Here is a 13615-nt window from a genome sequence, read left to right on the forward strand (position 1 = left end):
AAGGAGACGCCGTGGCTTTCGCCCATCTGCACGTCCACACCGAGTACAGCGCCCTCGATGGCCTGACTCGAGTCAGCGACCTGTTCCCGCACATCGCATCGCTCGGACAGACCGCCGTGGCGACAACCGATCATGGGAACCTCGCAGCGTGCTGGGCGGCGCAGCAGCGCGCAGACGCCACCGGAGTGAAGTACATCGCCGGATGCCTACTCGCCGGGCAGGAAATCATCACCGACCGGGGCATCAAGCCCGTTGAGGAAATCACTGCCGGCGATCAGGTTCTCACCCATCGCGGGCGGTTCCGCCCGGTGCTTCGGACCATGACACGACGCCACCGAGGCCACGCCTACCGGATCCATCTGGCCGACAGGTACTCCAGGCCGCTGATCCTCACGGATGAGCACCCGATCCTGATTCGCGATAATCACGGGAACACGGAGTGGCTGAAGCCGGGCGAGATCGCCGCCGGGCGCGCGAATCGGCACGGTGGCAGCGAGTCCTGGATGTCGTACGTATGTCTGCCGAAACTGCAGTCCGCCACCCAAATTCTCCAGGTATCGGACTACCTGCCGGCGGGCGAACGATGGTCTTTCATCGGCAGCGTGCTCGGGAAGCGCTCATCTGTTCGCAACCGGCGGGTCCGATGGAAGAAGTTCCCTGCGGTCCTGGATATCGATCACGAGTTCGCGTACTACATGGGTCTGTTTGCCGCGGAGGGTTCATTCGGCCGCCATCGCGACGGCCGCCTGACCGGGCGGATGACATTCGACCTTCACCGTGACGAGACCGCCTATGCGCAACGAGTGGCGAAGTTCGCTGAGTCGTTGGGTGGCCGGGTTCAGATTCGCGAGCGTAGGACGAACTCTCTCGTCGTCGACGTAGCGCTCCTCCCGCTCGCCCACGTGATGGACTCGCTCATCGGGTCTGGAGCAGACAGCAAGCGCGTCCCAGCCCAGATTCTCCAGGCGCCCGAACCCGTTCGGGAGAGCTTCGTCGAGGGTCTGGTCGACGGTGACGGCCGGAGTGCGGTGCCTGACGACTCCGGACGGAGGGGGCAGTTCCGGACAACTTCGCGCGATCTGGCCTGGGGGCTCCGCACGCTCCTGACCGACCGCGCACTCTTCCTGGGCATCTCGGAATCCCACCCCGCCGGAAAGCGCCCCATCTACGCAGTCAGCTACCGAGAGGGCGCCGCATACCGGCGGACGTTCGACGACGAGAACTTCGTGTACCGTCCCATACGCGCGATCGAGCGATTCGATCTCGATGACGACGTCTACAACTTCGAGGTCCAGGACGACAACTCCTACGTCTCCGACTTCGTCCTGCACAACTGCGAGTTCTACCTCGCGATCGGCAGCCGGTTCGACCGGAACGTGCTGTGGGTCGACTCTGACGACAACAGCGCCGACGAGGACGGGGCCCGGCCCGACGAGGACACTGCGACCGATGGCGAAGAGCGCGGCGAGGAGCAGCGCAGCGGAGCGGATGGCCGGAAGGCTCGACGGTACATGCACCTCACCGTGCTCGCCGCGACGCCCGCAGGCTGGACGAATCTCGTCCGGCTGAACAACCTCGCGCAGGAGTCCATCTGGCAGAAGCCCCGGATCGACTTCGAACTGCTGGCTCAGCACGCAGAAGGCCTGATCGTCCTCACTGGATGCCTCGGTGGGCCGGTCCTCGGCCCGCTTAGCCGCCGGAATGCCGCGGTCGAACGGATGACGGAGCTCGAGGCCCAGCTGCGGGACGACGATGCGAAGCAGGGCACCGAAGCGGCCTTGTCCGAAGAGGAGCGTACGCAGCTGACGAACCAGCTGATCGACGCGTCCGCGGACGCGAACGCCGCCTGCGAGAACCTCGAAGCCCTCATCGGCGCGGTCGGACGGGAGAACGTCTACGTCGAGCTCATGGAGCACGGCATCCCCTCCGAATCGGAGATCCTCAGCGACGCGGTCGCCCTCGCGAGGGAGTACGGGGTCGGCATCGTCGCCACCAACGACTCTCACCACACGCATGCTGAGGACGCCGACGCCCACGCCGCCTGGCTGCTCGTGCAATCGAAGAGCACCCTCGACAACCCGAAGTACGCGTTCCACGGGGAGGGCTACTGGCTGAGGAACGAGGAGGAGATGCGCGCCCTCCGCCCCGAGGACTGGTGGCAGGAGGCTTGCGACACCACCCAGCAGATCGCGGATCGCTGTGCGCCGAGGACGCTACCGACCTGGCGGAACCTCATGCCGTCGTTCGAGACGCCCCCTGGCCACGACAGCAACCTGTCGTACCTGTTCCACATGCTCCGTGCCGGCGCGCACCGCCGCTACGGCGGGATCGACGCGGACACCCAGGCCCGCGTCCGCAGCGAGGTCGATGTCATCGCCGGCGCCGGCATGGTCGACTACTTCCTGATCGTGGAGGACCTCATCTCCTGGGCACGATCCACCCGTCCTGTCGCCCCAGGCGGTGAGCCGAAGAAGCCCATCCTCGTCGGGCCCGGTCGCGGATCCGGAGGCGGATCTGAGGTCGCGTACCTGCTGAACCTCACCCAGGTCCCGCCCCGCCCGAACGGTCTTCTGTTCGAGAGGTTCTACGAGCTCGGACGCAGCGAGCCGCCAGACTTCGACATCGACTTCCCGGAGTCGCGTCGCGACGCGGTGATCGAGTACCTCGGCCACCGCTACGGCCGCGCGAATGTCGCGTTCCTTGGAACCTTCATGGTCGACCGGACCAAGGCCGCGATCAAGCATGCAGCGCGCATCCTCTCGCTCGATGCCCTTGGCGCGAAGATGACCGATCTGGTCCCTCTGGTCAGCGCGAAGCCGATGGCGCCCGATGCGATGATGGACCCCGAGCAGCCCGCAGCAACTGAGTATCGGCGGATGGTCGAGAACGACTCGAACGCCCGCCGGATCCACGAGTATGCGGCTCGGTTCCACGACGTCATTGCCGGCTACGGCATCCACGCTTCCGGCATCATCGTGTCGGCTGTCCCCCTCGCCGACCTCGTGCCGCTGCGCCGCTCAAAGCGGGGCTGGGTGATCCAGTGGTCCGGCACCGACGCCGAGCAGCTCGGGCTCCTCAAGGTCGACGTGCTCGGACTCCGTTCCCTGGATGTCGTCGACAAGGCCGTGGAGTACATCCGCGAGTCCACAGGCGAAGACCTGGACTGGATGTCGCTGCCGGACCCAGCCGCAACGCACACAGGCGTTGAGGCGTCACGGATGTCGGCCGCGTGGAAGGTCATGGCTGAGGGGCGCACTGCCGGCATCTTCCAGCTCGAGTCCCCGGCGATGACGGAGCTCGCCATGAGCGTCGCCCCGAACAGCCTCAACGACGTCTCCGCACTCGTCGCGCTCTTCCGGCCCGGTCCGATGGCTGCCGGGATGCACGAGACGTACGCGCGCCGCAAGCGAGGCGAGGAGCCCGTGGACTACCGGGTCTTCACCGCGGACCCGGCCGAGCAGGCGCAGATCGCGACGGTCCTCGGGGAGACCTACGGGGTGATCTGCTACCAGGAGCAGATCATGCAGCTCGGCACCGTCGTCGCGGGTATGGACGCCTCGGAGCGCTCGAAGCTCCGCAAGGCCGTCTCGAAGAAGAAGAAAGACATGATGGATGCGACCCGCGAGCGGTTCGTCACCGGCGCCGTCGAAGAGATCCGGGACGCATCCGGCGCAGTCATCAAGATGGCGTTCGCAGAGACCACGGCGGTCACGCTGTGGGACATGATCGTGGGCTTCGCCGAGTACGCGTTCAACCGCGCACACTCGGCAACCTACGGGCTGCTCTCGTACGTCACCGCCTATCTGAAGGGCAACTGGCCAACGGACTTCGCGGCCGCGACCCTCGCGGTGACAGACGGCGACCAGAAGCGGATCCAGATCCTCCGCTCACTGCGAGACGAAGGCGTTGAGGTCCTGCCGCCAGATGTGAACCGTTCTCGCGCTGAGACGTTCCCCGAGCGTGCAGGCGCGATCCGGTTCGGGCTGTCAGAGATCAAGGGCCTGAACAAGGCGCTCGGTGGGCTGATCGTCACGGAGCGAGAGCGTTCCGGGAAGTTCGAGTCCCTCCACGACATCATCCGACTCGTGAACGTCCCCCGTGCTGACGGAGACAAGACGACAGCGGCAGCCGTGAAGTCGAACGACATCCGGAATCTGATCGACTCCGGCGCGGTGGACGCCTTCGGTCCTCGACTCGGACAGACGCTCACTGCAGCGGCAGCCGGGCTCGAAGCTTTCCCTCCTCCGCCGATGGAGTGGGGAGTCCTCGAGCGGGCCACTCGCCAGCGCGATCGCCTGCTGGTCTCCCTGGGCGAGCATCCGCTGCTTGCCCTAGCCGACCAGGTTGACACGGTGACGATCCGAGCATCGGGCGCTTCCCAGTTCGATCGCAAGCCCGTGCGGGTCGAGCAGGTTCCGGACCGTCCCGGCGAGATCGTCCACGTCCTGGCGGTTCTCGGAGCGTGGTCGGAGCGTGTGTACTCGAAGGGCCGCATGGCGAACCTCCGTATCGACGGGATCGACCAGTCCATCCCGGGAACGATGTGGGACTCAGAGCTTGCCGAGCACAATCGCTCACCTCTGACACGCCCGCTCGTCGGTGACATCGTCACCGTGCACGGCAAGGTCCGGTACCGAGAGATCCTCACCGACCCTCGGGACCCCGACTCCGAGACGGTGAGCGTCAAGGAGATGCAGGTCTACAGCGTCCGGAAGGTCGACGTAACCGATCCGGCCATCGGGTCGTTCCCGCCTTCCCCGTACCCACGGATCGATTTCACCGCCCCACCGGAGGCTGTGCGGGAGCCGGTCGTCTATTCACCGCCGCTGTTCGTCGACGATGAACCGGTGGCGCCTGCGGAACCCGAGCCTCCTGCGCCGTTCACAGCTGAGGCGCCCGTGCCGTCTGCCACGCAGTCGGCCGCCGTGGCGACCCTCGAAGCACCGCCTGCGACGGGCGTGTGGAGCATCGAACCAGGGATGACAGCCGGAGTGCCGGTCTCCGCAGGGTGGGCGCCGTCTGCGGCGATCGCGAACGCTGGGGCCCTCATCGACCGAGCCTCCCAGCGAGAGCTGCTCGCCGCGCTGAAAGCGGCCCACGCAGCACACCAGGCCACCACGTACACCGCTTCCCGGGACGGCGATGCCGTGCTGGTGCTGCAGCTGGAGTGACGCATTTTGTCGACCGATGCCCGAGCTGATGCCTCTTATCAGGTAGCGGCGGCTAATCAGGAGGAACACCGCATGAGCATGCGAGACCCGTACACGCGACCAGCGACAGCGGACGACACCACGGCGCCCGCTGACGTCATTCCGGATGAACCCGCACGCATCGCTTCGCCGTACGCTCGCCCCGCAGCGAACGGCCAGCCGGCGGACCGAAACGAGCCGGCGCCCTCGCCGCATACGGAGCCGGCGATTCGGATCGATCACCGCCCCAACCTCGACAGCGCCGACCCCGCAGACGCTGCCATGTTCCGGCGCCCAGGAGCCTCGGTCGCGGTCGAACGTCGCGGCAACCGGCGCTCAAGGGCAGAGCGCGGCGAACTCGTGATCGTCAGCTCCGGACGCGGTGGCGGCGGCAAGTCGACAACCGCTCTCGGCCTCGCCGACAAGGCTGCGAAAGCAGAGCTGTCCTGCATCGTCGTCGACGCGAACCGCGGCCAGCCGGACGTCCGCATCTACATGGCCATCCCCCGGTCGGCTCCCGTCCCGACGATCTACGACGCGCACGCGACGCAGGACGTGACCGCGGCATTCATGTTCCCCGGCGACTATGCGACGTACCGGTCGGCGCAGGGCCTGAACACCCCCGACTTCGGGCTCGTGCTCGGGCCCCGCAGCGCTCAGCAGGCAGACCAGAAGTACTCCTCGCCGCGGGTCTACGGCGACGTGATCGATCATGCGCGGACGCTCGCGGATGTGGTCATCGTCGACACGCAGATGATGGAGCAGGAGCCCAGTGACCTCTGGCGTCATCTGTTCATCCCGCTGCTTCGTGCAGACGCATGGCTCGTCGCCGTCACGGACGATTCCCCTCCCGGCCGGTCGAACCTCGAAGAGCGGCTGCGCGCACTCCGCGAGGACGGTGTCGAATCCGGGCGGACGATGGTCCTCGCCAGCCACTACGCCGCGTACACGGACCGAGACGAGGCGCAGCTGAACCAGATCTACAGCGGACTCGGGTCCGTGATCGGCCACACCGATTATGACGAGAAGTATCGGCAGATGACCCACGACGGTCACCTGGATTCGAGCAACCCCGCCGTCTCTCCGGCCCTGAGCGCCATCCTGTCCCGGGTCACGGGCCGGATCGACCTGTTCACCGAGCCCGACCACAGCCGGAACGGACTCCTCGGCCGGATCCGCCGCGGGAAGGGCCGCGCGTGATTCTCCACCTCAGCGACCACGACCGCGGGCTGTTCCCCACCAGCGATACGCTCGCGCAGACCCTCACGCACGTCGCGAACGGTCACGCCGCGTCCCGCCTGCTGGAGTCGGAGTACCCGACGATAGGACTGGTGGTCTCACTCCCCCAGTTCGCGAGGGCCGACTGGGCAGGGAAGACGAGCATCAACCGGGTGCAGTGGGAATCCGACCCCGAGGGGGCCACCGGCACCGTCATCATCGTCCCCCTCGAGACGTCGGCCAACTGCGAGTGGGTCATCGACGACACTTCAGCGGGGCAGTCCACTGGCTCCGTGACCATCTCGGCGGATGGCATCTCAGGTCTTCTTCCGCCTCAGGCCGGCGAGGTCCCTCTCGCCGTCGTGCACGATGGCGTCAACGTCGACCGCGCACTGCGGCACATCGTCGAGCTCGGCTCCAAGGCACAGTTCGACCTCCTCTACAAACTCGGGCCCTACTCGAGGTCGGCGATCGCGACCGCATCCCGACGTATCTACCGCGACATCAACGACTCCGCCCCTGACGAAGGCGGCGACGTCATCGACCGCGCGGATGCGGAGCAGGTCCTGTCTCGGCTCATGTACGGCTTGGATGGCGAGACCAGCAGCGTCGTGATGCGGATGATCACTCGCGTTGCGACGACGGGGGCTGCGATCCGCACATCCACGATGAAGTACATGGCCACCGCGATCTGGTCCGCAGCGGAGAGCATGGTGCGCTCGCACATCGGAGACCCGCCCATGGGCCGACAGTTGCGACGTATCGCCCGCGAGCTGAAGACCATCGACCCACACCGGGTCCTGGAGACATACCGCGCGAACCACCCGAAGGCGCTGATCAGCGTGAACCGCGTCCAGGCAGCACTCACCGCCGGCGCCACGATCGGTACGCACAGCCTCGAACTTGACCAGCCGCGACCGGACGACAACTGGTGACGCGCAGCCTCGCGCCCCAGCGGAGAACCTCATGACGATGCCGAGTCTGAACTCAGCGAACCTCAGCCGTGCTGAAGCTGACCGGATGAGGGCGGAATGGCTCGTTCGCCTGCACACGGGTGAGACGACTGTGCCGGAGCTGATCCGGCGGTCCTGTGCCCCCGGCTATCACCCGCTTCTGAGGATCCCCCTGGTCCGCTTGCTTGCCGACCAGGACGGCTGGGGGCGAGCTCGAGCGTTCCGGGCGATCAACCGTTCTCTGGCTCTGCTCGGCAAGCCGCCGATCAGCAGAGCGGAGGCATCGCGCCTCCCGCTACAGTGGCTACTCGACGCCCGCTCCGGCGGACGTCGGTGCATGGCGCTGAGCGAAGCGGCGAGGCAGCAGACGCGGGAATCCCGCCCTTGGACGGGGTGGCCATATCTGCCGGAACCAGCGATCATGCACGAAGGGGAATGACAATGGCGACGGAACAGAACGACACGGAGCTGCGGGCCCTCCTCCAGGGCATCGCATCCAGCGCCGAGCCAGCACGCACCGTTCGCGTCAACCAGGTCATCGAGCGTCTCGCCGCCGACCAGACGCTGGAAGTCTGGGGCCGGGCGATCGCCCGTCGCTACGCTTCCTCCGGCATCGACTGGGAAGACGCGACGAGCACTCTCACGATCGGGCTGATCCGCAAGCTGCACGATCTGACACCCGAGACGTTCAACGCCATCCGGATGCCGATCCTGTCGCGCCTGTACTACTGGGCGAAGGATGCCGTCAGCGACTGGGCCGATTCATCGGCTGTCACCCTGGCCCAGGGGATGGTGGGGATCAGCCGCCGGCACCGTTCGGCGCAGAAGAAGCGGCAGGAGATGGTCGCCGCGCTCGGCCGCGAGGTCACGCCGGCGGAGGTCGTCGAGGCGTACAACTCCGATGTGCTCGCGCACCGGACGAATGCGGCGAAGCAGGGCGAGATCATCGATGTCGGCGACGTCACCGGCGTGTACCTGCGCCGGGGCACGCTCGTCGAACAGCGCCCCGATGACCCGTATGCCGACGGAGACTGGTTCGTCTCCGAGGCCGACACCGGCGAGGAGGACCTGGAGACGGCGAGTGAGGTCGCTTCGACGATGCAGCTGCTTGAGCGGGACGCTCGCTGCCAGTTCGACCCACCGCACTCCGAGACTGTTGTGCAGACGCTGCAGGTCTGGTCTCAGATCGTCCTCGCCGGGGAAACACCGTCCGCGAGGGCGGTGGCGAAGGTCATGCACGTCAGCCGTGACCGCGCCGGAGATCTGCTCCGTGATGTGAACGGGCTGCTCGAAGTGTTCCGCGAACGAGGCGCGGTCGACGCCTGACGGTCAGCGACGGTCGAACCAGAACCGGCCGTCGATGCAGATGAGCGCTGAGGTGCTCGTGACGGGACCGTCGGGGAGGAACGAGGTGATCCCCGGAATGTCGGCGCCAGCGGCCGTCCAGTCGAGGTGGTTCTTGAACGGCCACCGGTCGAGGAATGCTCCCGCATCCTCAGGTGTGATCTGCTCGGTGATCGCACGGGCGACGTCCGCGAGCTCGGTGAACTCTCCGAGGAAGGCCTGCTCTGCGCGCGCGAGCACGTTCCGATCCACGGACGCCCCCGGGTAGATCGCGCTTCACGGTACGCGACGAGAGCCGCGCGGGGGACCTTGTACTGCCTCCCGTTGAGGTCGAGCTCCGTCAGCGCGAGGGTGATCTCCTGTTCAGAAGTGCTCGTCATCTCGGAGCTCCTTTCCGTTCTCTGCGAGGAAGGCTCCGCCGACGACGACGGGCACCTCGGATGTCTGCGGGCCCGCCGATTCGTCGGCGGACTCCTCGATGGTGGCGAGCACGTGTCGCCAGTCCTCGTCCGGGGTCTCGGGCAGGCTTTCGCGCGTCGCCTCCGCCTCGCCCTCAACTTCCTCCGACAGCTCCTCGCTCTGCTGAGCGCTGGCGTTCACGAACGCGAGGTGCATGACCTCCTCGGCAGCACCGAGTGCCGCCAGCGGGGCGAGAACGGCGATCAGGGCGCCGAACCATGCTTCCATGCGGGAGAAGTCCCAGTCCCAGAAGGCAGCTGCGTGTGCCGCGTTGAGGACCACGGACGCGAGCGTGTACGCCCAGAGCCGTCTCCGTGTCCGGCGGCGGACCTTACGATCCTCGCCACGAGACTCGTAGATGGCCAGGGCGAGGGTGTAGGTGACGATCGCCCCGTCGATGAAGAGCGGAGCGAGAGCCTGCACCCATCCGACCGCTCCAGCCCACCGACCGGAGTCCATGATCGCGACGTACGAGAACACGAAGCTCGCGACCATGATGACCGTGACCAGCACGATGGCGAGGATCGCCACCCAGAACCGATCGGGGCTGACGCGCGCGGTGCGATTTGGCCTGTTCTCAGGCATCGGTCACCGCCGCAGCGATCTCCCCGAGGTGCTGAGCGAGGACTCGCCGTGCACGGTACTTCGTGGCCTTCTGAAGCCTGCTGGACGGGTAGGAGACCTTCGGTGCGGGAGCGGGGCCGAGTGAGACCCAGTCGACGATCTCGCCCGTCGTTGCGGTGACGAACTCACCGTCTCCGATGTCGGCGAGATCCTTGATCAGCGCGGCCTTGTAGTCCGGGTCCACTTCCTCGACCGTGCGCACTCGCTCAGGAGCATGCTCCTTCACCCAAGCGAGCAGCGCCTCCTGGTCGATGACACGCGGGCGCGAGCCGATCGTCAGGGTCACGTTGCCGTACTGGGACGGGATCGGGGTGGTCTCGGTGGCGCCGGCGAGCTGTTCGATGATCGCCTGCTTCTCCCAGTTCGCGCGCTCCTCGATGGCGTCGAGCAGTGCGGTCAGCATCGCGACCCTCTCGGCGCCCGTCATCTCCTGGAACCCTTCGGCTCCGACAAGCGCGGGCGGTTCGGTGAGCTCCTTGGACTTGGTCATGATGCCTCCTTCATCTCCGCATACCCGGCCGAGGGCTCCGCGACCGTGCCACCGGCTTCAAGGAACCGCGGGAACCACTCGAGACCGCGAGGATCCAGGAACCGCTTCGCGCGAGTGGCGGCCACGTAGGCGAGCCGGGCCTCCTCAGCACGCATCGGCTGCTGGATGCCCTTCTTCCTCGGCGGCTCACGGAAGTCCTCGGCGATGTGAACCTGCGCCCATTCGAGCCCCTTGGCCACGTGAGCGGTCGACACGGTCGTCCGCGCCTGATCGACAGGCACACAGGCGTCGATGGCCGCGACAACCTGGTCGGCGCCGACACGGTCGACGAGATCGACCAGCGGCTTCATGTCTGCCCCGTCGTCGCTGTCCGCGTGGACGCGCACGTCCGCCCACGTGTTGAACACGCTCAGCTCCGGGTGGCTGGTCCAACCACGCTGCTTCAGATCGAGAGCTGCCTGAGCGAGGCTGCGCAGCTCCTGGGACTTCTTCTCCCCGGCGATACCCGTGTCCACGCCATGCTCTTGCGCGGTCACGATCTCCTCGATCGCCGCAGCGTTCGTCCGGGTGAGCACCGCGTCGGGCTGCCGACCGGATCCCGGGGTGCGGCGCCGGACAGTGGCGAGCTTGTCGGATCCGATGAGCCGCATGTCGTCTGGCGCGCCGAGTGCCTCCAACCACATGTTCGCGTACTCGGCGATCGCCGGCCCGAAGCGGAAGCTGCGGCGAAGCATCGTGCGCTCACCGCCGAAGGCGTCCATGGCGTTCACTGCACCCCGCCACGAGTTGTGCGTCAGGATCCCATCAGCGAAATATGTGTGATGGTCCGCGACCTCAAGCGAGTAGATCTTCCCCTTGTAGGCTTCCCGGGACACTTTCACCGTATGCCACGCCTCCGCGTTGGCACGATGCTCTCCCGTCCCGACGTCGGTGCCTTGGCGACGGACGTGGACCTGATCGCTGGGGAGCACAGCCATCCCGTCAATCAGATTCGCTGCTGCTGTGACGAATGGACGGCGATAGGTGAATGCGTAGCGCCCCCGAGTGAAGAGCGGGAAGTCGATCAGGCGACCGTGAGCTTCTAGCGCGACCTGCGCGCGATCTGAGTTGGGCCCAAGCTGCGACCAGAACTGGTTCAAGTCGATCCGGTCCAACTTATGCGGGTTGAAGCGGAGACCAGGCAGGCCGTAGCGAGCCTGAACGAGAACTTCTCGCTGGGCCGCACTTCGCGCGTCGTCGTGAATGCTCAGGATCCACGCGGCGTCCGCCTTCTCCTGGATGACTCTCGCCGCCAACCCCGAGGTGCCGTTCTGCGACACATACGTGAACGGGACGCGTCCTACACGGAACTGACTGCCCCGCCGCATCATGTATACGACATGCTTGTCCCGAAGTTCGTCCCCGACACGTACGACGCAATGGTGCTTGGGCGCGTACTTCGAGCGTGTTCCTCCGCCGATTTCGACGACAACCAGATCGCCATCGAAGTCGAAGGCGGAGACGGACGAGATGGGCCGCCCCGTCTTGAAGATGTGCCCGTTTGAATAGGTGACCACGTCCTGCCCTGGCACAAGGGATTCGATCGGGACTTGTTGGGTGCGGCGACCGCGGCCGTTCGGAATTGCACGGATGGGAAGCCCGGCACGCCGGTCAAGTTCGTGCAGATGACACATCTTCGATGTCTTGTGGTTGCGTCGGCGCCGGCACGTCGCGACCCGGCACTGTTCGTCCGCGGGGACATCCGGCACTGGAACCTCCACCATCGTTCCTGCTGGCTGGCAGTAGATCGCCTGATGCCGATCGCCTACGGCGACGACCTGTGACGGCTGGCCCTGAAGCACCGCAGTGATGATGGGATCAGCATCTTGGCACTCATCGAACAGGATGTAGTCGAATGGAAGCTCCGGCTTGCTCAGCGCCCACGCCTTCAGGTAGGCGTCGGGAATGTAGCGGAGCCGTCCATTGGGGTCCTGCAAGTCTCGCCAGTACGTCTGAGCGAAACCCGCGATGGTGTCGCGGAGCTTCGCAGCTGCCGCGGGCTTCAACTTGGGTTCCAGGGTCGGGGGGAGGTATACCGCGTCAGCGGTGACATCTGGATCCAGCGTGCGAAGGAAGGCATTGACCGTGTGCTGAGCGCAGGTCACGAGCTGCTGACGGCTAAGAGCGCCAGGCAGCCCGTCACCTTCCACTGAAGTCAGGACGTACTTGTCCGTGATGCCGAGGATCTGCGCCTTCTCGGTTGGCTTCAGCGGTGGTTGCTTCCCCAGGCGATGCCGCATTGGAACTCCATATTCGGCATACGCCAGTGAATGCATCGTCCGCGCGTTGACTCCCGTGCCCTGGAACCTCCGCTGAGCTTCTTGCGCGATGCTGCGATTGAAGGCGGCGTACAGTCCCCTGCGGTTGGGTGCAGTGTCAGCCATGAACCGGAGGGCCGCGGTCTTGCCGGTGCCGGCAAGGGCTTCGACGACGACGTTCCCGCCTGCGGTGAACAAGTCGACGGCGGACTGCTGCTCTTCTGTCGGACGCACGGTGCCGGCACCTCCCAGGTAGTGGTCTTCGGCGGCATCTGCCGCGCGCTGCTCACATACCCGGTTCGAAGCGGCTTGAGGAAGGAACTGAGAATGGCGAGGGTGCCGAGGCCCTATCATCAGAACCACGGTCAAGACCTGGGGTGTGAGCATGGGAAAGTACGGCCTATCCGCGACTGAGATCGGCGCAGCATACGGGCTGAACGGCCGAGTGACGAATCGGCTGCTGGAAGCGATGGGAGTGATCGAAGAAAGCGAGTACGGCGGTTGGAAGCTCACTGCGTTCGGTGAGAAGTACGGGAAGGTCATCGACCGTGACAACGGTTACGGCGGATACGCTCGCCGGGATTGGTCGACCACGTATTACGACGAGTCGATCCTCGACGAGCTGAAGATCACGCCTGTCCTCATCGCCGAGGCTCGGGCGGTAGACATTGCCCGCCGCACCGAACAGGCGCTCCAGAACGCAGCCGGAAGGGAAGAGGCCGAGTCGGCGTTCAGAGCCTTCCAGGACCAGCTCGCCGCCGAGAATCAGGCCCAGAACGGCCAAATCGACTGGGTGAAGGTGGCTGCCATCCTCGGTGGGATCATCGTGGTCGTAGGTGGCGTGGTCGTGGTGAAGAAGTTCGGTCCCGACATCAAGCGCAAATGGACCGAGGTCGCTGCGCCACGGATTGAAACAGCAAAGCAACGTCTCACAAGATCCGCTCCACTCAACTCAGATGCACCGAACGAGCGGGAGGATGAGGCGCCATCGGAGACGCGCAGCTGACACAGCCCCATGTCGCTAGGGCGAAAACACCCTAC

9 protein-coding genes are annotated in these 13615 nt (G+C 65.9%); 5 read left to right on the plus strand and 4 right to left on the minus strand.

All coding sequences use genetic code 11. From position 1 onward, the window contains the following. Window positions 1-11 precede the first annotated feature (11 nt). The 4 genes from dnaE (at window position 12) to L687_RS37270 (ending at window position 8686) form a co-directional block, all read left to right on the plus strand. Window positions 12-5171 carry a DNA polymerase III subunit alpha gene (gene dnaE / locus L687_RS37250; RefSeq protein ID WP_021200943.1) on the plus strand — a complete coding sequence of 1720 codons (5160 nt, stop codon included), beginning with the start codon at window positions 12-14 and terminating at the stop codon, window positions 5169-5171. A gap of 72 nt (window positions 5172-5243) precedes the next feature. Next, window positions 5244-6389 (plus strand): hypothetical protein, encoded by a 1146-nt coding sequence (locus tag L687_RS37255; RefSeq protein ID WP_021200944.1) that lies wholly within the window; start codon window positions 5244-5246, stop codon window positions 6387-6389. Further along, window positions 6386-7342, plus strand: coding sequence for a hypothetical protein (locus L687_RS37260; RefSeq protein ID WP_021200945.1), 957 nt, complete (start codon window positions 6386-6388; stop codon window positions 7340-7342). The genes L687_RS37255 and L687_RS37260 overlap by 4 nt, the downstream gene beginning before the upstream one ends. A gap of 459 nt (window positions 7343-7801) precedes the next feature. Beyond that, window positions 7802-8686: a hypothetical protein gene (locus L687_RS37270; protein WP_021200947.1), complete on the plus strand. Its 885-nt coding sequence runs from the start codon at window positions 7802-7804 to the stop codon at window positions 8684-8686. 3 nt (window positions 8687-8689) lie between these two features. On the opposite strand, the gene L687_RS37275 is transcribed toward L687_RS37270, so the two are convergent. From L687_RS37275 to L687_RS41975, 4 genes are all read right to left on the minus strand, one after another. Next, window positions 8690-8944 carry a hypothetical protein gene (locus tag L687_RS37275; protein ID WP_021200948.1) on the minus strand — a complete coding sequence of 85 codons (255 nt, stop codon included), beginning with the start codon at window positions 8942-8944 and terminating at the stop codon, window positions 8690-8692. A gap of 123 nt (window positions 8945-9067) precedes the next feature. Beyond that, window positions 9068-9748 carry a DUF2637 domain-containing protein gene (locus L687_RS37280; protein WP_084487420.1) on the minus strand — a complete coding sequence of 227 codons (681 nt, stop codon included), beginning with the start codon at window positions 9746-9748 and terminating at the stop codon, window positions 9068-9070. Next, a complete protein-coding gene (locus tag L687_RS37285) occupies window positions 9741-10277 on the minus strand; it encodes a hypothetical protein (RefSeq protein ID WP_021200950.1) in 537 nt (178 codons plus the stop codon). The genes L687_RS37280 and L687_RS37285 overlap by 8 nt, the downstream gene beginning before the upstream one ends. Beyond that, window positions 10274-12961 (minus strand): 3'-5' exonuclease, encoded by a 2688-nt coding sequence (locus tag L687_RS41975; RefSeq protein WP_021200951.1) that lies wholly within the window; start codon window positions 12959-12961, stop codon window positions 10274-10276. The genes L687_RS37285 and L687_RS41975 overlap by 4 nt, the downstream gene beginning before the upstream one ends. On the opposite strand from L687_RS41975, the gene L687_RS37290 reads away from it, so the two are divergent. Then, entirely contained in the window at window positions 12960-13580 is a 621-nt protein-coding gene (locus L687_RS37290; RefSeq protein WP_167540713.1) for a hypothetical protein, read from the plus strand. The genes L687_RS41975 and L687_RS37290 overlap by 2 nt on opposite strands. The last annotated feature ends 35 nt before the right edge of the window (window positions 13581-13615 follow it).

It is taken from the genome of Microbacterium maritypicum MF109 (genome assembly GCF_000455825.1).
Classification (GTDB): domain Bacteria; phylum Actinomycetota; class Actinomycetes; order Actinomycetales; family Microbacteriaceae; genus Microbacterium; species Microbacterium maritypicum_A.

Excerpts from the sequence above, each read along its gene's own strand:
- L687_RS37255 (WP_021200944.1), top strand. The coding sequence starts at position 5,244 with ATGAGCATGCGAGACCCGTACACGCGACCAGCGACAGCGGACGACACC.
- L687_RS37270 (WP_021200947.1), top strand. The coding sequence starts at position 7,802 with ATGGCGACGGAACAGAACGACACGGAGCTGCGGGCCCTCCTCCAGGGC.
- L687_RS37280 (WP_084487420.1), bottom strand. The coding sequence starts at position 9,748 with ATGCCTGAGAACAGGCCAAATCGCACCGCGCGCGTCAGCCCCGATCGG.
- L687_RS37285 (WP_021200950.1), bottom strand. The coding sequence starts at position 10,277 with ATGACCAAGTCCAAGGAGCTCACCGAACCGCCCGCGCTTGTCGGAGCC.
- L687_RS37290 (WP_167540713.1), top strand. The coding sequence starts at position 12,960 with ATGGGAAAGTACGGCCTATCCGCGACTGAGATCGGCGCAGCATACGGG.
- L687_RS41975 (WP_021200951.1), bottom strand. The coding sequence starts at position 12,961 with ATGCTCACACCCCAGGTCTTGACCGTGGTTCTGATGATAGGGCCTCGG.